Raw genomic sequence first — 26004 nt, 5'->3', positions numbered from 1 at the left:
CCACACACCACCACTTATCGATATCAAGGATGGCCCGGGTTTCACCAGCAGTGCCCGCGCCGTATATACTGCGCGCCAATGTTAGTGGGAGAGCCTTGTGGCCATCGAAATTCACTGGATCCGTGACGACCAGAGCCTGGCCGAACACTGCCGCGACTGGCACCAACTGCCTTTTGTCGCTGTCGACACCGAATTCATGCGGGTTGACACCTTCTACCCGAAAGCCGGGCTGATCCAGATCGGCGACGGTCAGCGGGCCTACCTTATCGACCCGTTGCTGATCGGTAACTGGCAACCCTTGGCCGACTTGCTCGAAGACAGCGGTGTGGTCAAGGTGCTGCACGCCTGCAGCGAAGACCTCGAAGTGCTGTTGCGCCTGACCGGCAAGCTGCCGCAGCCGCTGTTCGACACCCAGCTGGCAGCCGGCTACCTGAACCTGGGCTTCTCCATGGGCTATTCGCGCCTGGTGCAGGAGGTGCTGGGTATCGAGCTGCCCAAGGGCGAAACCCGCTCTGACTGGCTGCAGCGCCCGCTCTCCGACACACAGGTCAGCTATGCCGCCGAAGATGCCGTGCACCTGGCCGAGCTGTTCACCGCCTTGCGCCCGCGCCTGAGCGACGACAAGTACGCCTGGGTGCTGGAAGACGGCGCCGAGCTGGTGGCCGCCTTGCGCCGTGAGGTCGAGCCCGAAACCCTGTACCGCGACGTCAAGCTCGCCTGGAAGCTGGCCCCCCAGCAACTGGCGGTGTTGCGAGAGCTGTGTGCCTGGCGCGAGCGTGAAGCCCGTAGCCGCGATGTGCCGCGCAACCGCATCCTCAAGGAGCACTCGCTGTGGCCCATGGCCAAGAGCCAGCCGAACAACCTCTCGGCGCTGGCCAGAATCGACGAGATGCACCCGCGCACCATTCGTCAGGACGGCGAGTTCCTGATCAAGCTGATCCAGCGCGCCGCCAGCCTGCCTGCCGAGCAGTGGCCAGCGCCTTTGCCCGAGCCGCTGCCGATCGAGGCCGCCGGCATCCTCAAGCAGCTGCGTGCCATCGGCCAGGCCGAAGGCGAGCGCCTGGGGATCGCCCCCGAGCTGATGCTGCGCAAGAAAGCCCTGGAAGCGCTGCTCAAGAGCGGCTACCCCAATGGCCCTTATCAACTGCCCGATTCGCTGCGCGGCTGGCGCCGTGAGCGTATGGGCCAGGCCCTGCTGGACAGCCTTGCAGGTGCCGGAGAGACCCGATGAAACGCATTTGCTCGATCTACAAGAGCCCCCGCAAGAACGAAATGTACCTGTATGTGCTCAAGGCCGACGGCCTGGAGCGCGTGCCGGAAGGCCTGCTGCCGTTCTTCGGCACCCCTGTGCATGCCTTCGACCTGGTGCTCACCCCGGAGCGCAAGCTGGCCCGCGAGGACATCGCCAAGGTGTTGGAAAACCTCGACAACCAGGGCTACCACCTGCAGATGCCGCCAGCGGAAGACGAGTACATCGAGCACCTGCCTGAAGAGCTACTGCGCCGAAACGACCCGGTCTGACCATGCGCGTACTGATTGCTGAGCATGATCATGCTCGTTACGCCGCGCTTTTGCGCGAAGCTGCGCCTGATGTGGAAGTACTGACCAGCGGTGATTCCGCCGAACTGGCCCGCCAGGCACCGCAGTGCAAGGTGTGGCTGGGCCAGCCGGACCTGCTGGCGAGCTTGCTGCGCCAAGGCCACAAGCCGGACTGGGTGCAGTCGACCTGGGCGGGTATCACGCCGTTGCTGGCCGATGGCTTGCCGCGTGACTATCGCCTGACCCGCGCGGTAGGCATCTTCGGCCAGGTGATGGCCGAGTACATGCTTACCTACATGCTCGGCCACGAACGCGAGGTGCTGTCGCGCCTGGTCAGCCAGGTGGAGCGGCGCTGGGACGATCGCCCAGGACGTACGCTGGAAGGGCGCAAGGTGCTGATCGTGGGCACCGGCGACATTGGCCAGCGCGTGGCCGAGTTCCTGCAGCCGTTTGGTGTGGTGCTGTACGGGGTCGCCAGCAGTGCCCGGGAGCAGGCACCGTTCGTCGAGGTGGCGGCGCTGGCCGACTTGCCGCGTATGGTTGGCCAGGTCGACTACGTGCTCAACCTGCTGCCGGACACCCCGGCTACCCATGACCTGTATGACGCGGCGCTGTTCAAGTGCTTCCAGCCGAGCACGCTGTTCATCAATGCCGGGCGCGGCGCGGCGGTGGTGGATGCGGACTTGGTCGAGGCGCTGAAGGACGGGCATCTGGCCGGTGCGGTGATCGATGTGTGCCGCCAGGAACCGCTGCCCAAACAGCACCCGTTCTGGACCGCCTGGGGCTTGCTGCTGACCGGACACAGCTCGGCACCCACCTCACCGACGGCGATGGTGCGGCTGTTTGTCGAGAATGTGCAGGCGTATGTAGCGGGGCAGGGCTTGCGGGGTGAGGTGGACTTTGCCCGGGGCTATTGATTTGTAGTGCCTGTACTGGCCTCTTCGCGGGCTTGCCCGCGAAGAGGCCATTAAGGCCATCACAAGGCTTACAGGCTAAAATCACCCTCAGCCGCCAGCTCGCTCAATGGCTTGCGCGGGCTCGGCACTTCGCGCGCCTGCAACGCCTCATCCAGGCTGGCCTTTTCACCCAGTTTGCCGATCGCCACCATGGCATGCAGCACATAACCTTCAGGAACCTTCAGCTCCTGACGCGCCAGGTCCTGGTCGAAGCCGGCCATGCCATGGGTGTGCCAGCCGCTGATGCTGGCCTGCAGGGCCAGGTGCCCCCAGGCGGAACCGGTGTCGAAGGTATGCCACAGTGCCGGCTTTTCCTCCGTGGCGCCCGGGGCGGCGAAGGTGGTCTTGGAAATGATCAGCACCAGTGCCGAGGCCTGTTGTGCCCAGCTGCGGTTGAACGGCACCAACAGGTTCAGGTAACGCTCCCAGTTTGGCGTATCGCGGCGGGCATACAGGAAGCGCCAAGGCTGCGAGTTGTACGCCGACGGAGCCCAACGGGCGGCTTCCAGGAAGCTCAACAGCGTTTCTTCGCTGATCGGCTCGGCGGTGAAAGCACGCGGCGACCAGCGGTTGATGAACTGCTCGTTGATGGCGTAGTCGGCAATGCGAGGGTTGGCGCTCATGACAGCTCCTGCAAAAGGACGGGAAACCCTCACGCTACTGCGTCCCGTCGTGACTGACAAGCGGTCTGGCTTTGCGCAAGGTCAGGCTCTAGACTGGCGCCGCCGCGCGCCGTGGCCCAATGAAGAATGCAGGAAACCGTGTGATGATCGCTGAAAACGCGCCGTTCTGGCGGCGCAAGACCCTCGAACAACTCAGCCCGTCAGAGTGGGAGTCGCTGTGCGACGGCTGCGGCCTGTGCTGCCTGCAAAAGCTTGAGGACGAGGACGACAACAGCGTCTATTACACGCGCATCGCCTGCAAGCTGCTGGACCTGCACACCTGCCAGTGCAGCGACTACCCCAACCGCTTCGACCACGTGCCGGACTGCATCCAGCTCACGCCGGGCAAAGCCGACCAGTTCAAGTGGCTGCCGAGTACCTGCGGTTACCGTCTGGTCAGCGAGGGCAAGGACTTGCCCGCCTGGCATCACCTGGTCTGCGGCGACCGCCAGCAAGTCCATGAACAGCGCATTTCCCAGTCGGGGCGTATGCTCAGTGAACACGATGTGCACGAAGACGACTGGGAAGACCACCTGATCTTCCGCGCCAGCTGACCGGCGCGGCCCGCTGCCACGGGGAAACAAGGAGTTTCTGTATGCGTTGCCAGCTGTTGCTGTTGTTGGGCCTGATGTCCAGTTCGCCGGCCTGGGCGAAAAAGGTCGACCTCGATTACCAGGTGCGTTTGTTGCCTGCCAGTGGCCAAGCTGAAGTCCGCCTCACATTGGCCGAAGGCAGCGCCGTGCGCAGCCTTGACTTCGACCTGGGCAAGGCTGGGGCCTATAGCGGCTTCCAGGCCGATGGCCAATGGCAATTGCAGGGGCAGCGCGGCGTGTGGCAGCCGGCGGCCGGCAAGACCAGCCTCAGCTACCGCGTGCAGTTGGACCAGAAGCTCGCCAGCGGTGCCTATTCCTCGCGTGTTACCCCGCACTGGGCGTTGTTCCTCGGTGACCAGCTGGTGCCGCCCGCGCGCCTCGACCAGCAGGATGGCACCGAGCTGGTGGCACGCCTGGCGTTCGACCTGCCCGAGGGCTGGAAAAGTATCGAGACCTCCTGGCCGCGCATCGGCAAGGACAAGTTCCGCATCGACAACGTTTCGCGCCTGTTCGACCGCCCCACTGGCTGGATGCTGGCCGGCGATCTGGGCAGCCGCCGTGCTCGCCTGGGCGATACCGAGGTCACCGTGGCTGCGCCGGTGGGGCAGGGTATGCGGCGTATGGACAGCCTGACCCTGCTGACCTTCGTATGGCCGCAGTTGCAGGCGGTGTTCCCGCGCAACCCGCCGAAGCTGCTGCTGGTCGGTGCCCGTGACGGCATGTGGCGTGGGGCAATGGCAGCACAGGGCTCGCTGTACCTGCACAGCGCCCGGCCGATGGTAAGCGAGAATGGCAGCAGCCCGTTGCTGCGCGAAGTGGTGCAGCTGTTTGCGCAGATCCATGGGCGTGACGGCAGTGACTGGCTGGTGGAAAGCCTGACCGACTACTACGCCAGCGAGTTGCTGCGCCGCTCGGGCGGGGTGAGCGATGACCGTTACCAGGCCTGGCAGGCACGCCTGAGCAAACAGGGCGCCAAGGTCACCCGGCTCAAAGGTGAACGCGCCAGCCCTGCCCAGGTGGCGCGCGGGGTGATGCTGTTGCAGGCACTGGACAAGGAAATCCGTATCCATACCCAGGCCAAGCGTTCGCTGGACGATGTGGTGCGCGGCCTGATGCGCCTGCCCAGCGTGAGCACCGAAGACTTTGTGCAAATCAGCGAGAACGTGCTGGGACGCAAGTCCGAGGTCCTGCAGAGCAAGGCGTTACGTTAGATATCTCCATCGCCTGTACCCGCGAAGCGGCCGGTACAGGCAGTGCAGAAATCAACGTCCAGCCAACGGATTCTGCCCAGTCACCGACACCCCTCTGGTCGCCGCCTTGGCACTGGCCTTCAACGCCTCCAGCTCCGCCGCACTGCGTTCTATGTCCGAACGCAACCGGTGATATTCCTGCCGATGCCGCTGCCACCACGCCTTGGTCGAGCAATGCCCGCTGACCCCGCGTGCCACCGCAACGCCCCCCACCACCATTTGCAGCAAACCAATCAGGCCGCCATGGCGCAGCCCCTTGCTGAACATCAACGCGCCACCGGCCAGCGAGCCGACCCGTTCCAGGCCATGGACATTGTGCTGCGACGTTGTCGCGTTATGGATATCAAGCATGGCAAGGCCTCCTTGTGAGTGTAAGCAGCTGACCCTTTCACCCTCGCCATGGTTCAGTCGGTGCGCCCGGCGACATCCCGTGTCGTGCAGAGGGCTCATCCACGCTGGGTTTCGATCCAGAAGAGCAAGACCGGTGCTGTTCTGACGGAGTTCGGCACCTGGCCGCCCTGCTTTTGCAGTGGCGGCCTTTTTATTACTTGAACTTGGGCCCCGACCGGGTATTCAGCCCCTTGGCCATGCGGTCGTACAGCACCACATTCACCGTCGCCGCCAGGTTCATGCAACCTTCGGTCGGTATGTAGATGGTCTCTTCACACCAGCCCCGCACATCCTCGCTCAACGAGCCGTCCTCTGGCCCGAAGATGTAGATGGCACGGTCCGGGTGGGTGTATTCCGGCAATGGCCGCGCTCCGTCCACCAGCTCCACCGCCACCGGCGTGCAGCCCAGCGGGATGATGCGTTGCAGGTCGTCGATGCCGATCAGCGGAATGTCGTAATGCACGCGCTTGGTGTCGGTGACGAAGTCACGCGCGCGTTCGTAGCGTTTGCCGGTGTAGAACACCGAATTGACGCCATAGCAGCCCGCAGCGCGCATCACCGAGCCGACGTTTTCTGGCGACTTGGGGTTGAACAGGCCGATGCAGCTGTATCGTTTGTTTGCCACGTACCGGGGCCCTTCACGAAAAAGCGCGATTATACGGGCTGCCCGGCAGCAGCGGGGGGCGAATCGATGGTCAGTCTTTCTTCAGCATGCCCGCCAGCCCGGCGAACGGGTTGTGGGTGGCCTTGGCGATGCTTGGGGTGCTGGTGGAGCCTTCGCTGAAGTATTGCTGGTCGGTGTAGCGCGAGTGCTCGTTGTCGTGGCAGTACAGGCACAGCAGCTCCCAGTTGGAGCCGTCCTGCGGGTTGTTGTCGTGGTTGTGGTCGCGGTGGTGCACGGTCAGCTCGCTCAGGCGCTTGCCAGCGAACTCGCGGGCGCAGCGGCCGCACACGTGCGGGTACATTCTCAGGGCCTTGTCGCGGTAGCCCATTTCCTTGTCACGCTTGGCATCGGCCAGGATGCGGTCGAGGCGCGCGGTGGCGGCGGCGGAAGAGGTGGAGCTCATGGTGTTTCCTTTGTTCTGATCAGGCAAATGACGGTTATGTCATTGAGTCTAGCGCGCTTGCAGGGCGGGCGGACAGGCGAAAGCTTTGATTTAGGCGTAGCCTGTAGGAAGGTTCCCGACAGGAGGTTGCTGATGGTTCACGCGATCCTCACCGCGCTGTTGTTGGCTGGCTTGCCGCTGGCCGAAGCGGCCAGCACACCACCCCGGTTGACGACGCCTGTGCCTGGTGCGCCGGGCACGCCGACGCCCACGCCATACCCGCAGGTTACCCCGAGTACGCCGCCCAAGGCTTATGACAGCCAGCCGGGGGCGCCGCTGTTGCCGCCCATGCCGGTGCCGGGGCCGCCGAAGGACCAGCCATTACCGGGTATGCGGCCGGAGCCACAGAAGCCGGCGGCGCAGGACGATTGAGAGAGAGCGGCCCGCGCCGATCATGTGGGAGCAATGGTCTTGCACAAAACCTAAGCGCTGGCGCGCTCCCACAGGGATTGCGTGGGGGTTTGAATCTCGGCTTTACACCACCCCCAGCTCGCCAAGCACGAACGCATATTCCAGCGCCACATCCTTCAACCCCTGGTACCGCCCGCTCATCCCGCCATGCCCAGCCCCCATCTCGGTCTTGAGCAACAGCAGGTTGCTGTCGGTCTTGCGGGTACGCAACCGCGCCACCCACTTGGCCGCTTCCCAGTACTGCACGCGGCTGTCGTTGTAACCCGCCACCACCAGCATCGCCGGATAGGCCTGGGCTTTCACGTTCTCATACGGCGCATACGCCTTGATCCGCTCATACACCTCAGGCTCTTCAGGGTTGCCCCATTCGTCGTACTCGGTCACGGTCAGCGGCAGTTCGGGGTCGAGCATGGTGTTGAGCACGTCGACGAACGGCACTTCGGCAATTGCACAGCGGAACAGTTCGGGGCGCAGGTTGAGCACCGCGCCCATCAGCAGGCCACCGGCACTGCCGCCACTGATGGCCAGCCGGTCAGAGGCGGTCACGCCCTCGGCAATCAGGTGCTCTGCACAGGCGATGAAATCGCTGAAGGTGTTGTGTTTGTGCTCCTGCTTGCCGGCGCGGTACCAGGCCTCACCCAGTTCACCGCCGCCACGCACATGGGCGATGGCAAACGCCACGCCGCGCTCCAGCAGGCTCAGACGTGCATGGGAGAACCACGGATCGAGGCTTTCGCCATAGGCACCGTAACCGTACAGGTAGAGCGGCACGGTCTTGCCCAGGTCCTGGCGGCGACGCACCAGGCTGATCGGCACCCGGGTGCCGTCTGCTGCGCTGGCCCACAGGCGCTCACTCACATAGTCATCGGCATCGAATGCACCCAGTACAGGGGTTTGCTTGAGCACGGCCTGTGCGCCTGTGGCCAGCTCCAGCTGGCGCACCTGGGCCGGGCGGTTGAGAGCCTCGTAGCGCAGGCGTACGCGGGTGCTGGCGAACTCCAGGCTGTCCTGCACGTACAGGCTGTAGGCCGCGTCTGGCAGTTCGACGCGATAGGCCGGCAGAGCCTGCGGGCGTACTTCAATGATCGGCAGGCCGCCTTCGCGCAGGCTCAGGGTGAGGGCGCCGGCATTCAGGCTGAGGCCTTCGAGCATGATCGTGTCGCGGTGCGCCACCAGCACCTGCCATTGCTCACGGCTTGGTACGGGCGTGGCCGGTGCGTGGTACAGGGCAAAGTTGATGCCGTCCTGGTTGGTGCGGATAAACCAGCGCCATTCGCCATCGAGCTGACCGTGGTCGGGGAAGTACTCGTGGCCTTCGACACGCGGGGCCAGGCAGGTAAACGGCGCCTGTGGGGTTTCGGCGTCCAGTACCCAGGCTTCACTGGTGGTTTTGCTGTTCAGCAGCAGCACCAGCTGGCGCTCGGAGCTGGTGCGGTAGCAGTGCAGGAAGAAGCGCCCGTCGGGCTCTTCGAACACGGTCTGAGCACCGTCGCTGCCCAGGGTGTGGCGGCGCAGGCGCCATGGCCGGTGGGTGTCATCCAGTTCGGCGAAGAACAGCGTCTGGCTGTCGTTGGCCCAGGTCAGGCTGCCGTCGCAGTCGTCGAAGGGCAGGGCAGTGACGCTGCCAGTGGTCAGGTCCTTGACGTACAGGGTGTAGATTTCGTCGCCGCTGGTGTCCAGGCTGTAGGCCAGCAGGCGGTGGTCGGGGCTGACGTTGAAGGCGCCCAGCGACAGGAACCCACCCTTGGCCAGGGCGTTGGGGTCGAGCAGCAGTTGCTCCTGGCTCTCGTCGACGGTGTTGGCGTCGTCGGCCGGACGAGGGCAGCGGTAATGGCGTGGGTATTCGTCCCCAGCGGTGGTGCGGGTGTAATAGAGGTAAGGGCCCCACGGAGACGGCAGCGACAGGTCGGTTTCCTGGATGCGGCCCTTGATCTCTTCGAACAGTTGTTCGCGCAAGGGGGCCTGGTCAGCCAGGCAGGCTTCCTGGTAGGCGTTTTCGGCTTGCAGGTAGGCGAGCACCTCGGAGGTGTCGCGCTGTTGCAGCCAGGCGTACGGGTCGGTGGTGTTGTCGGCGTGGGCGATGGGCGGCTGGGGCTTGTTGGGCATTGGCGATCTCTTGGCTAGGGACAGGCAAACACTGTCTGCGCCCGGAAAAGTGTTTATCATAGGCGTCTCTTTGCCTGGCTTGCACGAACACCATGACCGAGAACGACTACACCTTCGCCTGGGGCCTGTACGCTGTGGCCGCTTTGGGCTGCCTGCTGGTGGGCTTCAAGCTCACCGGCTGGATGTGGCGCTGGCTGCGCGAACCGCTGCGGGTGGTGCTGGCGGTGCTGCTGCTGACCCCGACCGTGGTCGACCCGGTCAAGGACAGCTTCGCCCCGGCCATTGCCATCACGGCCCTGGATGTCGCGTTCAAGGTCGGCAACAACGCCTGGCGTGCGGTATCCGATTTCGCCATGTACGGCATGATTGCCTTCGGCCTTTACTTCCTCTTCGTGGTGCTGCGCTGGCCGCTGGAAAAGCGCGCCCGTGAGCGCCGTGCGCAAGCCGAGGCGGCTGCCCAGCGCCAGGCGGCTGAAGATGACCAGCTCTCCGCCCAGGCGCCCTTGGCTGCCGAACGCGGCGACCGTTACCGCGACGACCCACGCCCTGCCGCACCGCGCGGCAATGGCCGGGTCGAGCCCCGTCTGTAAGCGCAGGAGACACGCCTATGTGCGAACTGCTGGGCATGAGTGCCAACGTCCCCACCGATATCGTTTTCAGCTTCACCGGCCTGATGCAGCGCGGCGGGCGTACTGGCCCGCACCGTGACGGCTGGGGCATCGGCTTTTACGAAGGCCGTGGCCTGCGCCTGTTCCAGGACCCGGCAGCCAGCAGCGAATCCGAAGTGGCCAACCTGGTGCAGCGCTACCCGATCAAGAGTGAAGTGGTGATCGGCCATATCCGCCAGGCCAACGTTGGCCGGGTGTGCTTGTCCAACACCCATCCGTTCGTGCGGGAAATGTGGGGCCGCAACTGGTGTTTCGCGCACAACGGCCAGCTGGGTGACTTCAAAGGCCTGGCCAGTTTTTATCGACCAGTGGGTGATACCGACAGCGAAGCGGCCTTCTGCGACCTGCTCAATCGCATCCGCAGTGCGTTCCCCGAGCCGGTGCCGGTGGAACAGCTGCTGCCGGTGCTTGTCGAAGCCTGTGCCGGCTACCGTGGACAGGGCGTGTTCAACTGCATGCTCAGTGACGGCGACTGGCTGTTCTGCTTCTGCTCGACCAAGCTGGTACACATTACCCGGCGTGCGCCTTTCGGTGCCGCGCGGTTGAAGGATGTCGACCTGATCGTCGATTTCCATACCGAAACCACCCCCAACGACGTGGTCACGGTGATCGCCACCGAGGCCCTGACCGAAAATGAGACCTGGCAGCGCTACGAGCCGGGTCAATGGGCCGTGTGGCGGCACGGCGAGTGCGTGGCGCACGGCCAGAGCTAAGGACGCTGCATGTTCAGAAGTTACCTGCGGTTGCTGCTGTTCACTTTCGGCCTGCTGGCCGGTATTCAGGTTCCGGGGCTGGTCAAGGACTACAGCCAGCGGGTCGAGGCGCACCTGTTCGAATCACGCGAGGCGTTGGATGGCTTCCGGCAAACGGCCGAGCGCTTTTTCAAGGGCGACTTGCAGGCGCTTCTGCAGCATTACCGCAGCAGTGACGACCCGGTGTTCAACAGCGATGCCAACAGCATCGAAAGCCTGATGATCCGCAACGAACTGCTGGAAAACGAATGGCAGGCGTTGCAAGGGCCGTGGGCGCAGCGTACCTGGCATGTGCTGGTGCAGGCTGACCCGCAGTTGCGGGAAGAAACGCTCAATGGCTACAGCTACCAGATTCTGTTGGTGCCCGAGGCGGTCGGCTGGGGTGTAGGAGCCGGGTTTTTGCTGGCCTTTGTGGTTGAGAGCCTGTTGCTGGGGATTGGCTGGGTGATCCTCGGCGGGCGGCGCAGGGCGGTCAAAGAGAGCTGGCGCTGAGCTCGCCACAAAACTTGTAGCGCCTGGGAGGCCGAACGCCGCCCACGCGGCGCATCGCGAGCTGCGCTCGCTCCTACGTTTGTTTCGGGCCAGTTATGCCTGTGAGGGTAGTGCGCGACCGCTTGTTTGTACCCTTCGATATCGAGCCATGCACCAAGGCGGTCGCGCGCGCTTGGCACAGGACACATTGGCCCGAAACAAACGTAGGAGCGAGCGCAGCTCGCGATGCGCCGCGCGGGCGGCGCTCGATCTCACAGGCGCTGCATTTCTAACGGCAAGTACCTACGAAACCAACACAATCCGCTGCCCACCCACATCTCGGGCATACCCCTCCAGCACCTGCCGGCAAACCCCGACCACTTCATCCACCAGCGCCACCCCGGTCTGCCAGGCCACCACCAGTTCCAGGCTGGGTGGGGGTTGCAGCCCTTCCAGCAACACCAGCTCGCCCCGCCTCAACTCGGCATCCACTAGCGCCGGCGGCAACGCACCAATACCAAACCCATCGCGCAACAGCCGGGTAATCGCCGCCACCGAGTTCACGCAGTTCAGACGCGGTGCCTCAGCCCCCGCAGCTTGCAGCAAGCTCAGCACCTCCTGGTGTGGCCGCGAATTTTTCGAAAAGGTGATGATGCGCTCGCGCCCAAGCTCGGCCAGCGAGGCATAGTCCCGGTGCTGGTGCGAGCCTGCGGCCACCACCCAGCCCATCGGGTAACGCGCCAGGTCCAGGCTGCGGATCGACTGCTCGCGCAGCAGGTCGGTCTGCAAAATCACGTCCAGAAAACCCTTTTGCAGCTGCTCGCGCAGGTTCAGCGCGGTGTCGGCCACCAGTTCGATTTCCACCTGTGGGTAGCGCTCGGTCAGCTCCGCCACCAGTGCGCTCATCCAGGTGTGGATCACCGTGTCCATCACCCCGATACGAATTCGCCCAACCTTGGCCCGGTCGCTGTCCAGCGACTGTTTCATGGCCTTGGCGGTTTCCAGCATGCGTTCGGCATATTCCAGCACCTTGCCGCCTTCCGGCGTCAGGCTGACCCCGCGTGAGTCGCGCAGCAACAGCTTCACGCCAAGGTCTGCCTCCAGCGCGGCAATGCGGCTGGACACCGAGGCTTGAGTGGTGAACAGCTTTTCTGCGGTCAGGCGGAAGCTCTTGAGCCGGGCGACCCAGACGAAGGTTTCGAGGAAGCGAAGGTTCATGATCAGTTTTTCTTGTTCCAGACCGGCGGTTTTTCTCGTTGGACGCGGGCGGCGTGGCCTCTGAACAATGGTGCCCAGGCCGCGACGCTTTATGTCGCCCATAAAACAATACCAACAAGCCGAGGCATCCATGAACCCCACCGGCGTGCAGCAGCAGGTCAGTTCCCCACCTTCGTCCGGGCCTTTCGCCTGGTACCGCGATATCGACAAACAGCAACGGCGCACCTTCTGGAGCTGCAAGATCGGCTACGGCCTGGACGGCATGGATACGCAGATGCTCAGCTTCGTCATCCCTACGCTGATCATGCTGTGGGGTATCACCACCACCGAAGCCGGGTTGATCCACACCAGCACGCTGATCGCCTCGGCCGTAGGCGGCTGGGTCGCCGGCATCCTCTCCGACCGCATCGGCCGCGTACGCACCCTGCAATTGACGGTGCTGTGGTTCGCCTTCTTCACCTTCCTGTGCGGCTTCGCCCAGAACTACGAACAGTTGCTGATCGCCCGGACGCTGATGGGCTTTGGTTTCGGCGGCGAATGGACTGCTGGCGCGGTCTTGATCGGCGAGGTCATCCGCGCCCAGGACCGTGGCAAGGCGGTGGGCATGGTGCAATCCGGCTGGGCCATCGGCTGGGGCCTTACGGCGATTCTTTACGCGCTGCTGTTCTCCTGGCTGCCGCCAGAGCAGGCCTGGCGTGCACTGTTCCTGCTGGGGCTGGTGCCGGCTGTCTTCGTGATCTTCGTCCGCCGCCTGGTCAAGGACCCTGAGGTGTACCGCGAGGCCAAGGCGGTGGAAAACGCCGAGGCACCTTCGCACTTCTACGAGATCTTCGCCCCGGGCATGCTCTGGACCACTGTACGTGCGTCCCTGCTGACCACCGGTGCACTGGGCGGCTACTACGCCATCACCTCGTGGTTGCCAACCTTCCTCAAGAACGAGCGCGGCCTGAGTGTGCTGGGCACGGGTGGCTACCTGGCCATGGTGATCGTCGGCTCCTACGTGGGCTATGTGGTCAGTGCTTACCTGTCCGACCTGCTGGGGCGCAAGAAGAACTTCATCCTGTTCGCCGTGGGCTCGTTCGTCATCGTGCTGCTGTACACGCAAATGCAGGTCAGCGATGGCGTGATGCTGTGGCTGGGCTTCCCGCTGGGCTTCTTCGCCTCGGGCATCTTCAGCGGCATGGGGGCGTTTCTCACCGAGCTGTTCCCTACGCGCATTCGCGGTTCGGGGCAGGGCTTTTGCTACAACATCGGCAAGGTCATTGCGGCACTGTTCCCGTTGCTGATCGGCATGCTTGGCCAAAATGTGCCGCTGGGCCTGGGTATCGGTGTGTTTTCTGCGGTGTCGTACGGGATTGTGATCGTGGCGGCCTTGAGCCTGCCGGAAACCCGCGGCAAACAGCTCAAGGCGCGGTAAGGTAGGGCTATGGACAACAACAAGGGAGACCGCGTGGTGGAACGCCTGCTACTCAATTGCGACATGGGCGAGAGCTTCGGCAGCTGGCGCATGGGCCTGGACGCCGAGGTGATGCCCTACATCGATTGCGCCAACATCGCCTGTGGCTACCACGCGGGTGACCCCGGCATCATGCGCCGCACCGTGGCCCTGGCGCTGGAGCATGGGGTGACCATCGGCGCCCACCCGGCCTACCCGGACCTGGTCGGCTTCGGCCGCCGCTCCATGGCGTGCAGCCCGGAAGAAATCCGCGACCTGCTGCATTACCAGATCGGTGCGCTGGAGGGTATCTGCAAAGTGCTGGGGGGCCGCGTATCCTATGTGAAACCACATGGCGCGCTGTACAACGACATGATGGCCGACCCGCTCAAGCTGCGCACGGTGCTGGAGGCCGTGGCAGCCTACGACAGCAACCTGCCGCTGATGCTCATGGCCACTGCCGACAACCGTGCTGCCCAGGCGCTGGGCGATGAAGTCGGCGTGCCGCTGTGGTTCGAAGCGTTCGCCGACCGCGCCTACACCGCCAGCGGCCACCTGGTGTCGCGACGCCTGCCTGGGGCCGTGCATCACGACCCGGCACTGGTCGTTGAACAGGCCGTGCGTCTGGCTCGGGGCGACACCCTTGTGGCGGACGATGGCAGTGCCCTGCGCCTGCACGCCAGCACCCTCTGCGTGCATGGCGACAACGACAGTTCGGTGGCAGCGGTGCGGCAGATACGCCAGGCCCTGGATGCCCTGGAGGGACGATGAAGCCGCGCATCGAAGTGGTGGCCATCGACAGCCTGATGGTGCGCCTGTTCGACGGTATCGACGAAGCCAACATGCCGTGGATGCTCGCCGCCAGCCAGGGCTTGAGCGCCGCGTTCGGTAAGCACTTGCTGGACCTGGTGCCGTCCTACACAACGCTGATGGTGCAGTTCGATTTGCAGCCGGGTGAGGCGAGGGCGCTGATCTCCCAGGCGCTGGACGGTTTGCAGCCAGACACCGGCAGCGGCGGTCGGCGTCATGAGATTCCAGTCTGGTATGACACCAGCGTCGGCCCTGAGCTGCCTGTGCTGGCGGCCCGCAGCGGCTTGAGTGAAGACGATGTCATCCGCTTGCACAGCGAGCGCGACTATCCGGTATTCGCTTTGGGCTTCGCCCCCGGTTTTGGCTTTATGGGCCTGGTGGACGAGCGCCTGGCCAGCCCGCGCCTGAGCACCCCGCGCAAGCGCGTGGCGGCGGGTAGCGTGGGCATTGCCGAGCGGCAGACGGCAGCGTATCCGGCGGTATCGCCGGGCGGCTGGAACCTGATTGGCCGTACCCCGGTGCGCCTGTTCGACCGGGATCGCGAGGGCTACAGCCTGTTGCAACCCGGTGACCGGGTGCGCTTCGTGCCGGTTTCGCGCAGCGAATTCCTGGCCTTGGGTGGTGATGTGGAGGCGCAGGCATGAAGCAGTTGAAGATCGAGGCCAGTACGCCGTTGTGCCAGTTGCAGGACGCCGGGCGCTTTGGCGTGCGCCACTTGGGCGTAACCCAGGGCGGCGCGCTGGACTGGGTGGCGATGCACTGGGCCAACTGGCTGCTGGGCAACCCGTTGGGGGCGCCGGTGGTCGAGGTAGCGCTGGGTGGGTTCTGCGTGGTGGCCGAACAGGATTGTGTGCTGGCCTTGGCCGGTGCCGACCTGGATGCGCGGGTTGATGATCAGCCTTTGGCCCCCTGGCGCAGCGTTGCCCTGGCCAAGGGGCAGCGCTTGACCCTGAAGCAGCCTAAGCAGGGCGTTCGGGCTTATCTGGCGGCACCGGGCGGGTTCCTCGGCGAAGATGTGCTGGGCAGTTGTGCCACGGTGGTACGTGAAGAGCTGGGTGGCATTGATGGCCAAGGGGCTGCGCTGGTTAAAGGCCAGGAATTGGCGTTCACCGGTAGCGATGCCACCCTGCGCGAAGTGCCGCATGCGTTGCGGCCGCAGTACGCACAAAAGCCTGTGCTCAATTTGGTCATGGGTGCGCAGATCGGCGACTTCAGTGGTATCAGCCTGTTCGAGGCGTTCAACAGTGACTGGACGCTGGACAGCCGGGCCGACCGCATGGGCATCCGGCTGCTGGGGCCGCAGCTGGTCTATCAGGGCGCGCCGATGATTTCCGAAGGGATACCGCTGGGGGCGGTGCAGGTGCCGCCGGATGGGCAGCCGATCGTGCTGCTCAATGACCGGCAGACCATTGGTGGCTATCCGAGGCTGGGGGCGTTGACGCCGCTGGCACTGGCGCAACTGGCGCAGTGCATGCCAGGGACGGCGGTGCGGTTCAGGGCGGTGGTGCAGGAGGAGGCCTGGCGGGAACAGCAGGGTTACCTGGGCCGCTGGTTGTAAAGGCTGCCGGCCTCTTCGCGGGTAAACCCGCTCCTACACAGGACAGCGCATGCCTCAGGCTTTCGCAATTCTTTGTAGGAGCGGGTTTACCCGCGAAAGGGCCGGCACAGGCTGCATCACTTGGACAGATACCGCATCCCTTCCTCCAACCCCTGCAAGGTCAGCGGGTACATCTTGTCCTCGATCAGGTCCCGCACCAGATGGGTCGAAGCGGTGTAGTCCCAGGCCTGCTTCGGATACGGGTTGATCCAGATGATCTTCCTGAATTTCTCCATGAAGCGCTGCATCCACACATACCCGGCCTCTTCGTTCCAGTGCTCCACGCTACCCCCCGGCTGGGTGATTTCATAGGGCGCCATGGCCGCGTCACCCACGAACACCACCTTGTAGTCGTCGCCGTACTTGTGCAGCAGGTCGAAGGTGGAATACCGCTCCGAAGTGCGGCGCAGGTTGTTCTTCCACACCGACTCGTACACGAAATTGTGGAAGTAGTAGTACTCCAGGTGCTTGAACTCGGTCTTGCACGCCGAAAACAGCTCTTCGCAGACCTTGATGTGCGCGTCCATCGAGCCGCCGATGTCGAACAGCAACAGCAGCTTCACCGTGTTGCGCCGCTCAGGGCGCATCTGGATGTTCAGCAACCCGGCATCACGCGCGGTGTGGTCGATGGTGCCGTCGATGTCCAGCTCTTCGGCAGCACCCTCACGGGCGAACTTGCGCAGCCGGCGCAGGGCCAGCTTGATGTTGCGCGTGCCCAGTTCCACCTGGTCGTCCAGGTTCTTGTACTCGCGCTGGTCCCACACTTTTACTGCCTTGCCCTGGCGCTTGCCGGCTTCGCCCACGCGGATACCCTCGGGGTTAAAGCCGCCTGAGCCGAACGGGCTGGTACCGCCAGTGCCGATCCACTTGTTGCCACCGGCGTGGCGCTCCTTCTGCTCTTCAAGGCGTTTCTTGAATGCTTCGATCAGCTTGTCCAGGCCGCCAAGGGACTGGATCTGTGCACGCTCTTCGTCCGTGAGCGAGCGCTCGAATTCCTTGCGCAGCCAGTCTTCGGGGATCAGTGCCTCGATGTGCCGGTCGAGGTTTTCCAGGCCCTTGAAGTAGGCGGCGAACGCCCGGTCGAACTTGTCGAAATGGCGTTCGTCCTTCACCAGAATGGCGCGGGCGAGGTAGTAGAATTCGTCCATGTCGGCGAACACCACGCGCTTTTGCAGGGCCTGGTGCAGGTCCAGCAGCTCGCGTACCGACACCGGCACCTTGGCCGCGCGCATTTCATTGAACAGGTTGAGCAGCATGGCCCGGCTCCTGTCAGCGGTTGCCGCGCCGGCTCATGAAGGCCAGGCGCTCCAGCAGTTGCACGTCCTGCTCGTTCTTCACCAGCGCACCGGCCAAGGGTGGTATGGCCTTGGTCGGGTCGCGCTCGCGCAGCACCGCTTCACCGATGTTGTCGGCCATCAGCAGCTTCAGCCAGTCGACCAGCTCGGAGGTGGACGGCTTTTTCTTCAGGCCCGGTACCTTGCGCACGTCGAAGAACACATCCAGCGCCTCGCTGACCAGCGACTGGCTGATGTTCGGGTAGTGCACGTCGACGATCTGCTGCAGGGTAGTGCGGTCAGGGAAGGCGATGTAGTGGAAGAAGCAGCGGCGCAGGAAGGCGTCCGGCAGCTCCTTTTCGTTGTTGGAGGTGATGATGATGATCGGGCGCTGCTTGGCCTTGATGGTCTCGTCGATTTCGTAGACGTAGAACTCCATCTTGTCCAGCTCTTGCAGCAGGTCGTTGGGGAACTCGATGTCGGCTTTGTCGATTTCGTCGATCAGCAGGATGACCCGTTCTTCGGCCTCGAAGGCCTCCCACAGCTTGCCCTTTTTCAGGTAGTTGCGCACATCGTGCACCTTGTCCACACCCAGTTGCGAGTCACGCAGGCGGCTCACCGCGTCGTACTCGTACAACCCCTGGTGGGCCTTGGTGGTGGACTTGATGTGCCAGGTGATCAGGCGCGCGCCGAACGAGGCAGCCAGCTGCTCGGCAAGCATGGTCTTGCCGGTGCCGGGTTCGCCCTTGACCAGCAGCGGGCGTTCGAGGGTGATGGCCGCGTTCACCGCCAGTTTCAGGTCGTCTGTGGCGACGTAGTCGCGGGTGCCTTCGAACTTCATGGGTTTGTCCTCTGTTGTAAGCCTGTGCTGGCCTCTTCGCGGGTTTACCCGCGAAGAGGCCAGCACAGGCAACACATGAATTGATTTGTCACCGACTATAACGCGGGGTTCGGCAGCTGCAAACGCAGACCAGGTATTCAGTCTCTGAATGCCCCGTCACGCCCACTCAGTCAGAATCCGGCCTGGGCTGCTCATACCGCGCATTGAACGCCTGGATAAAGCCATTACGCAGTATCTGCAAGAACGCCTCGAATGCGCTGACATCCTGTTTACGCACACTGCCACTGAGCTCCACACGGGTGGCGAACTGGTTCTTGCGCTGGTTCTTCAGTACCGTCTCGGTCGCCCCAATCAGCGCCTCCCACACCGAGCGGAAAAAGCCTTTGTCCTTTTCCTGCACGTCCTGTTGCCAGTTGAACACGTCCACATCACGCAATAACGGTTTGATATAGCCCGTGAGCCGACCGTTTTCTGCCTGCGCCTCGATCACCAGGTCGCCATGCCCGGCATTGAAGTCGAACTTGCCGTAGGCGCTGGAAAAGTCATTGAGCCTGCGCAGCTCGATACCCGTGGCGCGCAAGCGGAACTGGAAGTCGTCGAAATCGCTGAACGGGTCGAAAGTGGCGCGGCTCTCAACCTTGGCATCGCCCAACAGCAGGGCGCTGGCCTCCAGACTGGCGTCGCGCCGGCCCTGCTTGTTGCGCACGTTGGTCAGGTTGCGGATGCTGGCGTTCAACTCTGTGGCCTTGAGGTCCACCGGTGGCTTGGAATTGAAGTTGCGGAAGGTGAGCACGCCGCTGTCGATACGCACTTCGTTAAGGGTGATGGGCAGCAGTTTTTCCAGTTGTTGCCGCCAGTCGGTCCCCCGGCCGGTCTGCGATGCCTGTTTGCTGCCGCCGTCGACGAAATTCAGCTCAGGACGAACGAAGGTCACTGTGGCCACCACGGCCTTGTCGTACCAGAGCGAGGCCCAGCTCACCGACAGGTCGATCAGCGGTGCGTCAAGGAGGGGTACCGGAACCTTGCCGCTGGTCTTGACGATCTTCAGCCCGTTGATCTGGTAAGCGCCGCGCCACCAGGCCAGGTCCACATCAGCCACCTGGCCCCGATAGTCGCCCATGTTGGCCAGTTTGTCGTTCAGGTAGTCGCGCACCAGGTAGGGCAGGGCCAGGTGCAGGGTGACCAACAGCACGACCAGGCTGCATATGCCGATCAGCGGCCAGCGATAACGGGCTCTCATCGGTGCGTCTCCAAGGCGGGATGTGCGGTTGACCGCAATGCGCCCGGCTGAGTTCTAACAGGCTTTACGGGCCACTGGCCGGGGCTTACCCTTGAGGTCTTTCCCTGCTCTTTTTCATGCCAAGGACCCCTGCCATGAGCCGTATCTTTGCAGACAACGCCCACTCCATCGGTAACACGCCGCTGGTGCAGATCAACCGCATCGCCCCGCGCGGCGTGACCATCCTGGCCAAGATCGAAGGGCGCAACCCGGGTTACTCGGTCAAGTGCCGCATTGGTGCGAACATGGTCTGGGACGCCGAGAGCAGCGGCAAGCTCAAGCCGGGCATGACCATCGTCGAGCCCACCTCGGGCAACACCGGTATCGGCCTGGCCTTCGTCGCCGCTGCCCGTGGCTACAAACTGATGCTGACCATGCCCGCTTCCATGAGCCTGGAGCGCCGCAAGGTACTGAAGGCACTGGGCGCCGAGCTGGTACTGACCGACCCGGCCAAGGGCATGAAGGGCGCCATCGAGAAGGCCAACGAAATCGTCGCGTCCGACCCGGCCCAGTACTTCCTGCCGGGCCAGTTCGAAAACCCGGCCAACCCGGCCATTCACGAGAAAACCACCGGCCCGGAAATCTGGAACGACACCGACGGCGCAGTCGACGTATTGGTGGCGGGTGTGGGCACTGGCGGCACCATCACCGGTGTATCGCGCTACATCAAGCACACCCAGGGCAAGGCCATTCTGTCGGTGGCCGTTGAGCCCGCTTCGTCGCCGCTGATTACCCAGACCCTGGCCGGCCAAGAGCTCAAGCCCAGCCCGCACAAGATCCAGGGCATCGGCGCCGGTTTCGTGCCAAAAAACCTCGACCTGTCCATCGTCGACCAGGTGGAAACGGTAACCGATGAAGAGTCCAAGGCCATGGCCATCCGCCTGATGCAGGAAGAGGGCATCCTCTGCGGCATTTCCTGTGGCGCAGCCATGGCTGCCGCCGTGCGCCTGGCCGAAAAGCCGGAAATGCAAGGTAAGACCATCGTCGTAGTACTGCCGGATTCGGGCGAGCGTTACCTGTCGAGCATGTTGTTCAGCGACATGTTCAGCGAGCAGGAAAACCAGCAGTAATCGGCCCTGCCGCTGACCCGGCGCAACAATCGGCGGCCTGGTTTATTGCAGAATCTTCATGAATGCGATCCCGCCCGGGTTGTTTTTACCTCGGCGGGATCGGTTTATGATGGCAGGATGATTTTCAGGAGAGCAGGACGCGCAGCCCTGGCTCTTCCCCAAGGAGTGAAAGCATGACCTTTTCCTTTGCAGCCAAGGCGGGTGTCTTGCTGGTGTTTTTCGGCAGCGTGCTGTTCGTGCACCTGCGCGGCAAGGCCCGCCTGCCGGTGTTGCGCCAGTTCGTCAACCATTCGGCGCTGTTCGCCCCGTACAACGCTTTGATGTACCTGTTCTCCGGCGTGCCGTCCAAGCCTTATTTGGACCGTCAACGCTTCCCTGAACTGGACGTGTTGAAAGACAACTGGCAGGAAATCCGCGAAGAGGCCATGCGCCTGTTCGACGAGGGCTACATCCGCGCCGCCGAGAAGGACAATGACGCCGGTTTCGGCTCGTTCTTCAAGAAAGGCTGGAAGCGTTTTTACCTGAAGTGGTACGACAAACCTCTGCCTTCGGCCGAAACGCTGTGCCCGCGCACCGTCGAGCTGGTCAGCAGCATCCCCAACGTCAAGGGTGCGATGTTTGCCCTGCTGCCTGGCGGCAGCCACCTGAACCCGCACCGTGACCCGTTTGCAGGTTCGCTGCGCTACCACCTGGGCCTGTCCACGCCGAACTCCGATGCTTGCCGCATCTACGTCGATGGCGAGGAATACGCCTGGCGTGACGGTGAGGATGTGATGTTCGACGAAACCTACGTGCACTGGGTCAAGAACGAGACCGACGTTACCCGCGTCATTCTGTTCTGCGACATCGAACGCCCGCTGAGCAGCCCGCTGATGACCCGCATCAACCGCCAGGTCAGTGCCTTCCTCGGTCGCGCCACCGCGCCGCAGAATACCGATGACGAGCGGGTGGGCGGGATCAACCAGGCGTATGCCTGGAGCAAGCGCTTCAGCAACAAGATCAGTGGCCATGTGAAGCAGTTCAAGCGCGCCAACCCTAAGGCCTACCGCGTGCTGCGGCCGGTGCTGGCGGTGGTGGTGGCCTATTTGCTTTATCGTTGGTTGTTCTGACCGGCTGGGCGGGCCTCTTTGCGGGTTTAAGCCGCGAATTGGCCGGCTCAGGTTGTTGCCCAATCCGGCATTCACCGCTATATTCCGAAACACCTATCTTCCCTGAAGACCTGAACATGCCAGCCAGCCCTTCCACCACACGCTTTGCCATCGCGCCAGTCGCGGGCATGGTCGTGCGTGGCAGCCAGCAGCCGGCCATGATCAGTCACTACCCACCACCTGTCAGTGGCGTTGTAGGCGGCGTAGCTCCGCCTCCTTGCGTGGTCGTGCTGGGCTGATCGGCTTCTGGCCGAACCCTTTCGCACACGCAAGCTACTGAACACGGTCGGCTACTTCCCCTGCTGAAGTCTACGCCCACCGTTCGGCTTATTTGCCCGAATACAGGTGCATACATGTCTGTCTTTTCCAAAACTTCCGTGGCCTCGGCGGCCACTACCAGCCTGTTCGTCCTGCTGTGGAGCAGCGGGGCGGTCGTCTCCAAGCTGGGCCTGGCGCATGCCAGCCCGTTTGCCTTCCTGCTGTTGCGCTCGGCGCTGGCCCTGGCCGGCTTGCTGCTGATCGGCCCTCTGCTGGGGCTGCGCTGGCCGCGCAGCCGTGGGGCTATCCTGCGGGCACTGGGTACCGGGTGTGTGCTGCTGGGCGCGTACCAGATATTCTACTTGTTGGCGCTCAACACCCATGTCACCCCCGGCGTGATGGCCACGGTGATGGGGGTTCAACCTATCCTGACCGTGGTGCTGATGGAGCGCGAGCGTTCCTGGAGCCGCCTGTTCGGCCTTGGGTTGGGGCTGGGTGGCTTGATCATGGTGGTCTATCAGGGTATCAACCTGGGCGGCGTTTCGCTGGCGGGGATGCTGTTCGCCTTGCTGGCGCTGGCCAGCATGACTTTGGGCTCGATCCTGCAGAAGCGCATCACCGACAACCCCATGGGCACGCTGCCGCTGCAGTACCTGGTCGGCTTTGCCATGTGCGCGCTGTTCGCGCCTTTGCAACCGCTGTATGTCGAGTGGACAGGCGGCTTCGTCGGCGCGCTGCTGTGGATGGGCCTGGTCGTCTCGCTGCTGGCAACCTTGCTGCTGTACCGGCTGATCGCCAAGGGCAACCTGGTCAATGTCACCAGCCTGTTCTACCTGGTGCCGGCAGTCACTGCGGTGATGGACTTCCTGATTTTCGGTAACCGCCTGGCACCGCTCAGCCTGCTGGGCATGGGGCTGATCGTGGTGGGCCTGCTGTTCGTGTTTCGCAAACCCGCTGCGCGGTTGGCCGAGGCGTAAGCCTTAGCGGAACTCTTCGGGGATGGTGTGGCGCAGCACGCCTTCCTCGAAGTCCAGCAAGCCGGCTTCGCGCTGGGTGAGCAGGTAGTAGACCAGGGTATCGAGCGACCGCTGCGACGGCACCTCGACAGCCAGCATCTTCACGGCTTGCTCGGTTTCGCAGTTGCAGCCGAAGTCCTGCAAGGCTGCGCGTACCTGGTCCAGGGTTTCCGGCGGTTTGACCACCACCCGAAACACCGAGCTGCCGCTGTGCTGGCGCAGTTCGGCGAACCAGGTCTCGCCGGCTTCTTCATGGGTGCCGATCACGTCGCCCGGGGCGATACCGTAAACGTGGAAGGGAATATTGTCGACGGCATAGCCACCTTCCACGGCCTTGGCCCACAGGCCCTCGACCGAGGCCGGTGGATAGCCGGTCTCGTCCTGCTCCAGGCGGAACAGGACTTTCTTGTACGCGCTGTTCATCGTGTACCCCGCTTCAGCTGCGCGCCGGGCGCAGCACCAGCCACAGTGCCACGCCAATCAGCAAGCCACCGTACAGGTGTGCCATCGACAGCGGCTCGTCCAGCAACCACGCCCCCCACAATACGCCGAATGCCGGGATCAGGAAGGTTACTGTGCTGGCTTTTACCGGGCCGATTTCTTCCAGCAGGCGGAAGTACAGGATGTAGGCGAATGCGGTGCACAGCAGGCCCAGGCCCAGCAGCGACAGCCAAACCTGCCAACCGCCCCAGCTGGCGGGCGGGTGGGTGAGTGCGCTCCAGCCGAACAGCGGGCTCAGCATGAGGGTGGCACCGAGCATGCTGCCCAGTGCTGACAGGCGGCTGTCCAGGCCACTGACCCAGCGGCGGGCGAGGAACCCGGCAAAGCCGTAGCAGGTGGTGGCCGCCAGGCAGGCGAGGGCACCTTGCACCAAGGCCATGTCCAGTGCCACCGGGCCGGCGCCGCTGAGGATGCCGACGCCGAACAGGCCCAGGAAAATGCCGCAAAGCTTGGGCAGGGTCATGGGTTCGCGGAAGAACAGCACGCCGATGAGTACGCCCATCAGTGGCGTGGTAGCGTTGAAAATGGCCGAATAGCCAGCCGGCAACACCTGGGCCGCTACGGAATAGAACGTGGCGGGGATGCCGGAGTTGATCATGCCCAGCACCAGGCAGGCGCCGAGCTTGCCCTGGAAGTCCCAGCGTACGCGGGCGGCGGCGACGATGGCGACCAGGCCCAGGCAGGCGATGGACACACGGAAGAACGCGGTCGGCACCGTGCCCAGCGCGGGGGCGATGATGCGCATGAACAGGAAACTCGCCCCCCAGACGGCGGCAAGGGTTAGCAGGCGGGCTAGGGCGATGGGGCTCACAACGGTCTCCGGAGGCAGGGCAGGGGCGCGAGTTTACGCGAGGGGGCGGGGAGATTCTTGTGCTTTCTTGCGGTGTAATCCTGTGCGGCTAAGCTGTCTATCTCACCCCGCACCGAGGTGTCCCGCATGACCCAGCACTGGCCTGCCGGCGAGATCGCCCGGATGATCCTCGATGGCTTTGACGACTACCGCGAGCATTTTCGCTGCATCACCCTCGGTGCCCGTGAGCGATTCGAGCAGGCGCGTTGGCAAGATTGCCAGCGCGCAGCCGCCGCGCGGATCAACCTCTATGAAAAGAAGGTCGGCGAGGTCAACGGCTGGTTGCGGGATGCGTTCGATGACGAGGTGCTGCTGGAGGTCGGCCAGTGGCCCTTGGTGAAAAGTGCCTACATAGGCCTGATCGACCCGCGCCTGGACGATGAACTGTCGGAAACCTGGTACAACTCGCTGTTCTGTAGCCTGTTCAGCCATGACCAGATCAGCGACGGCTGCATGTTCATCCACACCACCCGGCCGTCGATCCGCAGCCACCAGCGCGCTGCGCAAACCCGAACCTATTGCCCCAATGGCAGCCTCAGGGGCCTGTTGCGGGCGATCTTCGCCGACTACGCATTCGTCTATGGCGACCTTGAAAGCGACCTGTCACGCCTTGAGGAACAGCTGCGCGAGTGCCTGCCGGACTGGGTCTGCAAGGACCCGACGCTGGCGGTGGAGCTGTTTTCACCGGTGTTGTACCGCAACAAGGGCGCCTACCTGGTCGGCCGGCTTTACAACAGCGACGAGCAGTGGCCACTGGTGATTCCGCTGTTGCACCGTGAGGGGCATGGCGTAGAGGCCGATGCGCTGATTACCGACGAGGCCGAGGTGTCGATCATCTTTTCCTTCACCCGCTCGTACTTCATGGTCGATGTGCCGGTGCCGGCCGAGTTCGTCAACTTCCTCAAGCGCATCTTGCCCGGCAAGCACATTGCGGAGCTGTACACTTCAATCGGTTTCTACAAACACGGCAAGTCGGAGTTCTACCGGGCGCTGATCAACCACCTGGCCAGCAGCGACGACCGCTTCGTCATGGCACCCGGCGTGCGTGGCATGGTCATGAGCGTGTTTACCCTGCCGGGCTTCAATACGGTGTTCAAGATCATCAAGGACCGTTTTTCGCCCTCGAAAACCGTTGACCGCGCTACGGTGATCGACAAGTACCGGCTGGTGAAAAGTGTCGACCGTGTCGGGCGTTTGGCCGATACCCAGGAATTTGCAGACTTTCGCTTCCCGCGTGACAAGTTCGAGCCAGAGTGCCTGGCCGAGCTGCTGGAGGTGGCGCCATCGACCGTGGCGCTGGAGGGTGACACGGTGCTGATCCGCCACTGCTGGACCGAGCGGCGCATGACGCCGCTGAACCTGTACCTGGAGCATGCCAGCGAAGGCCAGGTGCATGAGGCGCTGGAAGACTATGGCCTGGCCATCAAACAACTGGCGGCGGCGAACATCTTCCCGGGTGACATGTTGCTGAAGAACTTTGGGGTGACGCGTCATGGCCGGGTGGTGTTCTACGACTATGACGAAATCAGCTTTTTGACCGAAGTGAATTTCCGCCATATCCCGCCGCCGCGTTACCCGGAAGACGAAATGTCGGGCGAACCGTGGTACTCGATTGGCCCGCATGATGTGTTTCCCGAAGAGTTTCCGCCGTTCCTGTTTGCCGATATCGGCCAGCGGCGGTTGTTCAGCCGCTTGCATGGGGAGTTGTATGACGCGGATTACTGGAAGGGGTTGCAGGCGGCGATCAGGGAAGGGAAGGTGATTGATGTGTTTCCTTATCGGCGCAAGGCTCGGTAAATCTGT

General features: G+C 63.4%; 29 protein-coding genes. 18 read left to right on the top strand and 11 right to left on the bottom strand.

Translation table 11 applies throughout. From position 1 onward, the window contains the following. Positions 1 to 97: 97 nt before the first annotated feature. The 3 genes from rnd to ACF8MI_RS03480 are packed head-to-tail and all read left to right on the top strand — an operon-like array spanning position 98 to position 2456. Positions 98 to 1231: a ribonuclease D gene (gene rnd / locus ACF8MI_RS03490; RefSeq protein ID WP_060498659.1), complete on the top strand. Its 1134-nt coding sequence runs from the start codon at positions 98 to 100 to the stop codon at positions 1229 to 1231. Then, positions 1228 to 1521, top strand: coding sequence for a YcgL domain-containing protein (locus tag ACF8MI_RS03485; protein WP_060498660.1), 294 nt, complete (start codon positions 1228 to 1230; stop codon positions 1519 to 1521). The genes rnd and ACF8MI_RS03485 overlap by 4 nt, the downstream gene beginning before the upstream one ends. 2 nt (positions 1522 to 1523) lie before the next feature. Then, positions 1524 to 2456: a D-2-hydroxyacid dehydrogenase gene (locus ACF8MI_RS03480; protein ID WP_156868065.1), complete on the top strand. Its 933-nt coding sequence runs from the start codon at positions 1524 to 1526 to the stop codon at positions 2454 to 2456. Between the two features lie 68 nt (positions 2457 to 2524). Here the strand turns inward: ACF8MI_RS03480 and ACF8MI_RS03475 are convergent, their stop codons facing one another. Next, positions 2525 to 3118 carry a nitroreductase family protein gene (locus ACF8MI_RS03475; protein WP_060498662.1) on the bottom strand — a complete coding sequence of 198 codons (594 nt, stop codon included), beginning with the start codon at positions 3116 to 3118 and terminating at the stop codon, positions 2525 to 2527. 143 nt (positions 3119 to 3261) lie between these two features. On the opposite strand from ACF8MI_RS03475, the gene ACF8MI_RS03470 reads away from it, so the two are divergent. Beyond that, positions 3262 to 3711 (top strand): YcgN family cysteine cluster protein, encoded by a 450-nt coding sequence (locus ACF8MI_RS03470; RefSeq protein ID WP_060498663.1) that lies wholly within the window; start codon positions 3262 to 3264, stop codon positions 3709 to 3711. 41 nt (positions 3712 to 3752) lie between these two features. Continuing rightward, a complete protein-coding gene (locus tag ACF8MI_RS03465) occupies positions 3753 to 4961 on the top strand; it encodes a hypothetical protein (protein WP_060498664.1) in 1209 nt (402 codons plus the stop codon). Positions 4962 to 5012: 51 nt separating this feature from the next. Here ACF8MI_RS03465 and ACF8MI_RS03460 read toward each other — a convergent pair whose 3' ends face one another. From ACF8MI_RS03460 to ACF8MI_RS03450, 3 genes are all read right to left on the bottom strand, one after another. Beyond that, a complete protein-coding gene (locus tag ACF8MI_RS03460; protein ID WP_200929166.1) occupies positions 5013 to 5351 on the bottom strand; it encodes a YgaP-like transmembrane domain in 339 nt (112 codons plus the stop codon). Positions 5352 to 5544: 193 nt separating this feature from the next. Next, positions 5545 to 6015, bottom strand: coding sequence for an RNA methyltransferase (locus ACF8MI_RS03455; protein WP_060498666.1), 471 nt, complete (start codon positions 6013 to 6015; stop codon positions 5545 to 5547). 70 nt (positions 6016 to 6085) lie between these two features. After that, positions 6086 to 6457, bottom strand: coding sequence for a YajD family HNH nuclease (locus ACF8MI_RS03450; RefSeq protein WP_003254676.1), 372 nt, complete (start codon positions 6455 to 6457; stop codon positions 6086 to 6088). Positions 6458 to 6589: 132 nt separating this feature from the next. On the opposite strand from ACF8MI_RS03450, the gene ACF8MI_RS03445 reads away from it, so the two are divergent. Then, positions 6590 to 6868: a hypothetical protein gene (locus tag ACF8MI_RS03445; protein ID WP_060498667.1), complete on the top strand. Its 279-nt coding sequence runs from the start codon at positions 6590 to 6592 to the stop codon at positions 6866 to 6868. A gap of 102 nt (positions 6869 to 6970) precedes the next feature. Here the strand turns inward: ACF8MI_RS03445 and ACF8MI_RS03440 are convergent, their stop codons facing one another. After that, complete coding sequence (locus ACF8MI_RS03440; protein ID WP_200929167.1) at positions 6971 to 9013, bottom strand: S9 family peptidase; 2043 nt, start codon at positions 9011 to 9013, stop codon at positions 6971 to 6973. Positions 9014 to 9105: 92 nt separating this feature from the next. Between ACF8MI_RS03440 and ACF8MI_RS03435 the strand changes: the two genes are divergently transcribed. Genes ACF8MI_RS03435 through ACF8MI_RS03425 form a run of 3 tightly spaced genes read left to right on the top strand, consistent with a single transcriptional unit; the run spans position 9106 to position 10925 of the window. Beyond that, the gene (locus ACF8MI_RS03435) at positions 9106 to 9603 is read left to right on the top strand and encodes a hypothetical protein (protein ID WP_060498669.1); all 498 of its coding nucleotides are present in this window, start codon (positions 9106 to 9108) and stop codon (positions 9601 to 9603) included. Between the two features lie 17 nt (positions 9604 to 9620). Beyond that, the gene (locus ACF8MI_RS03430) at positions 9621 to 10394 is read left to right on the top strand and encodes a class II glutamine amidotransferase (protein ID WP_060498670.1); all 774 of its coding nucleotides are present in this window, start codon (positions 9621 to 9623) and stop codon (positions 10392 to 10394) included. Positions 10395 to 10403: 9 nt separating this feature from the next. Further along, the gene (locus ACF8MI_RS03425) at positions 10404 to 10925 is read left to right on the top strand and encodes a DUF2937 family protein (RefSeq protein WP_104835377.1); all 522 of its coding nucleotides are present in this window, start codon (positions 10404 to 10406) and stop codon (positions 10923 to 10925) included. Between the two features lie 282 nt (positions 10926 to 11207). Here ACF8MI_RS03425 and ACF8MI_RS03420 read toward each other — a convergent pair whose 3' ends face one another. Continuing rightward, the gene (locus ACF8MI_RS03420; RefSeq protein WP_060498673.1) at positions 11208 to 12122 is read right to left on the bottom strand and encodes a LysR family transcriptional regulator; all 915 of its coding nucleotides are present in this window, start codon (positions 12120 to 12122) and stop codon (positions 11208 to 11210) included. A 130-nt stretch (positions 12123 to 12252) separates the two neighbouring features. Between ACF8MI_RS03420 and ACF8MI_RS03415 the strand changes: the two genes are divergently transcribed. From ACF8MI_RS03415 to ACF8MI_RS03400, 4 genes are read left to right on the top strand one after another with little or no spacing between them, the layout of a single operon-like run. Continuing rightward, a complete protein-coding gene (locus ACF8MI_RS03415; protein ID WP_060498674.1) occupies positions 12253 to 13539 on the top strand; it encodes an MFS transporter in 1287 nt (428 codons plus the stop codon). Between the two features lie 9 nt (positions 13540 to 13548). Then, positions 13549 to 14328 carry a 5-oxoprolinase subunit PxpA gene (locus tag ACF8MI_RS03410; RefSeq protein ID WP_200929168.1) on the top strand — a complete coding sequence of 260 codons (780 nt, stop codon included), beginning with the start codon at positions 13549 to 13551 and terminating at the stop codon, positions 14326 to 14328. Next, positions 14325 to 15011 carry a 5-oxoprolinase subunit PxpB gene (gene pxpB / locus ACF8MI_RS03405; protein WP_200929169.1) on the top strand — a complete coding sequence of 229 codons (687 nt, stop codon included), beginning with the start codon at positions 14325 to 14327 and terminating at the stop codon, positions 15009 to 15011. Before ACF8MI_RS03410 ends, pxpB begins: the two co-directional genes overlap by 4 nt. Continuing rightward, a complete protein-coding gene (locus ACF8MI_RS03400; RefSeq protein WP_104835373.1) occupies positions 15008 to 15925 on the top strand; it encodes a biotin-dependent carboxyltransferase family protein in 918 nt (305 codons plus the stop codon). Before pxpB ends, ACF8MI_RS03400 begins: the two co-directional genes overlap by 4 nt. Before the next feature lie 116 nt (positions 15926 to 16041). Here ACF8MI_RS03400 and ACF8MI_RS03395 read toward each other — a convergent pair whose 3' ends face one another. From ACF8MI_RS03395 to ACF8MI_RS03385, 3 genes are all read right to left on the bottom strand, one after another. Continuing rightward, positions 16042 to 17220 (bottom strand): VWA domain-containing protein, encoded by a 1179-nt coding sequence (locus tag ACF8MI_RS03395; protein ID WP_060498678.1) that lies wholly within the window; start codon positions 17218 to 17220, stop codon positions 16042 to 16044. A 13-nt stretch (positions 17221 to 17233) separates the two neighbouring features. Continuing rightward, on the bottom strand, positions 17234 to 18079 hold the full coding sequence (locus tag ACF8MI_RS03390; protein ID WP_012273667.1) for a MoxR family ATPase: 846 nt from the start codon (positions 18077 to 18079) through the stop codon (positions 17234 to 17236). A 166-nt stretch (positions 18080 to 18245) separates the two neighbouring features. After that, a complete protein-coding gene (locus ACF8MI_RS03385; protein WP_060498679.1) occupies positions 18246 to 19319 on the bottom strand; it encodes a DUF748 domain-containing protein in 1074 nt (357 codons plus the stop codon). Positions 19320 to 19453: 134 nt separating this feature from the next. Here ACF8MI_RS03385 and cysK point away from each other — a divergent pair, with 134 nt between their 5' ends. The 4 genes from cysK (at position 19454) to ACF8MI_RS03365 (ending at position 22811) form a co-directional block, all read left to right on the top strand. Further along, positions 19454 to 20428 carry a cysteine synthase A gene (gene cysK, locus ACF8MI_RS03380; RefSeq protein ID WP_104835371.1) on the top strand — a complete coding sequence of 325 codons (975 nt, stop codon included), beginning with the start codon at positions 19454 to 19456 and terminating at the stop codon, positions 20426 to 20428. 173 nt (positions 20429 to 20601) lie between these two features. Then, positions 20602 to 21537 carry an aspartyl/asparaginyl beta-hydroxylase domain-containing protein gene (locus tag ACF8MI_RS03375; protein ID WP_060498681.1) on the top strand — a complete coding sequence of 312 codons (936 nt, stop codon included), beginning with the start codon at positions 20602 to 20604 and terminating at the stop codon, positions 21535 to 21537. Positions 21538 to 21653: 116 nt separating this feature from the next. Further along, positions 21654 to 21815, top strand: coding sequence for a hypothetical protein (locus tag ACF8MI_RS03370; RefSeq protein ID WP_156342120.1), 162 nt, complete (start codon positions 21654 to 21656; stop codon positions 21813 to 21815). A 114-nt stretch (positions 21816 to 21929) separates the two neighbouring features. Continuing rightward, positions 21930 to 22811, top strand: a complete 882-nt coding sequence (locus tag ACF8MI_RS03365; protein ID WP_200929170.1) for a DMT family transporter — start codon at positions 21930 to 21932, stop codon at positions 22809 to 22811. Positions 22812 to 22814: 3 nt separating this feature from the next. Here the strand turns inward: ACF8MI_RS03365 and ACF8MI_RS03360 are convergent, their stop codons facing one another. Together ACF8MI_RS03360 and ACF8MI_RS03355 are read right to left on the bottom strand one after the other, a co-directional pair. Then, a complete protein-coding gene (locus tag ACF8MI_RS03360; protein WP_164524218.1) occupies positions 22815 to 23273 on the bottom strand; it encodes a DUF4265 domain-containing protein in 459 nt (152 codons plus the stop codon). Between the two features lie 13 nt (positions 23274 to 23286). After that, positions 23287 to 24162: a DMT family transporter gene (locus ACF8MI_RS03355; RefSeq protein WP_060498684.1), complete on the bottom strand. Its 876-nt coding sequence runs from the start codon at positions 24160 to 24162 to the stop codon at positions 23287 to 23289. A gap of 126 nt (positions 24163 to 24288) precedes the next feature. Here ACF8MI_RS03355 and aceK point away from each other — a divergent pair, with 126 nt between their 5' ends. Next, positions 24289 to 25998, top strand: coding sequence for a bifunctional isocitrate dehydrogenase kinase/phosphatase (aceK, locus tag ACF8MI_RS03350; protein ID WP_200929171.1), 1710 nt, complete (start codon positions 24289 to 24291; stop codon positions 25996 to 25998). Positions 25999 to 26004: the final 6 nt, after the last annotated feature.

The sequence above is a fragment of the Pseudomonas sp. yb_9 genome (assembly GCF_043103635.1).
GTDB lineage: Bacteria > Pseudomonadota > Gammaproteobacteria > Pseudomonadales > Pseudomonadaceae > Aquipseudomonas > Aquipseudomonas monteilii.
Note: the sequence above shows the minus strand (reverse complement) of the source record. Positions and strands in the feature narration are given on the sequence as shown.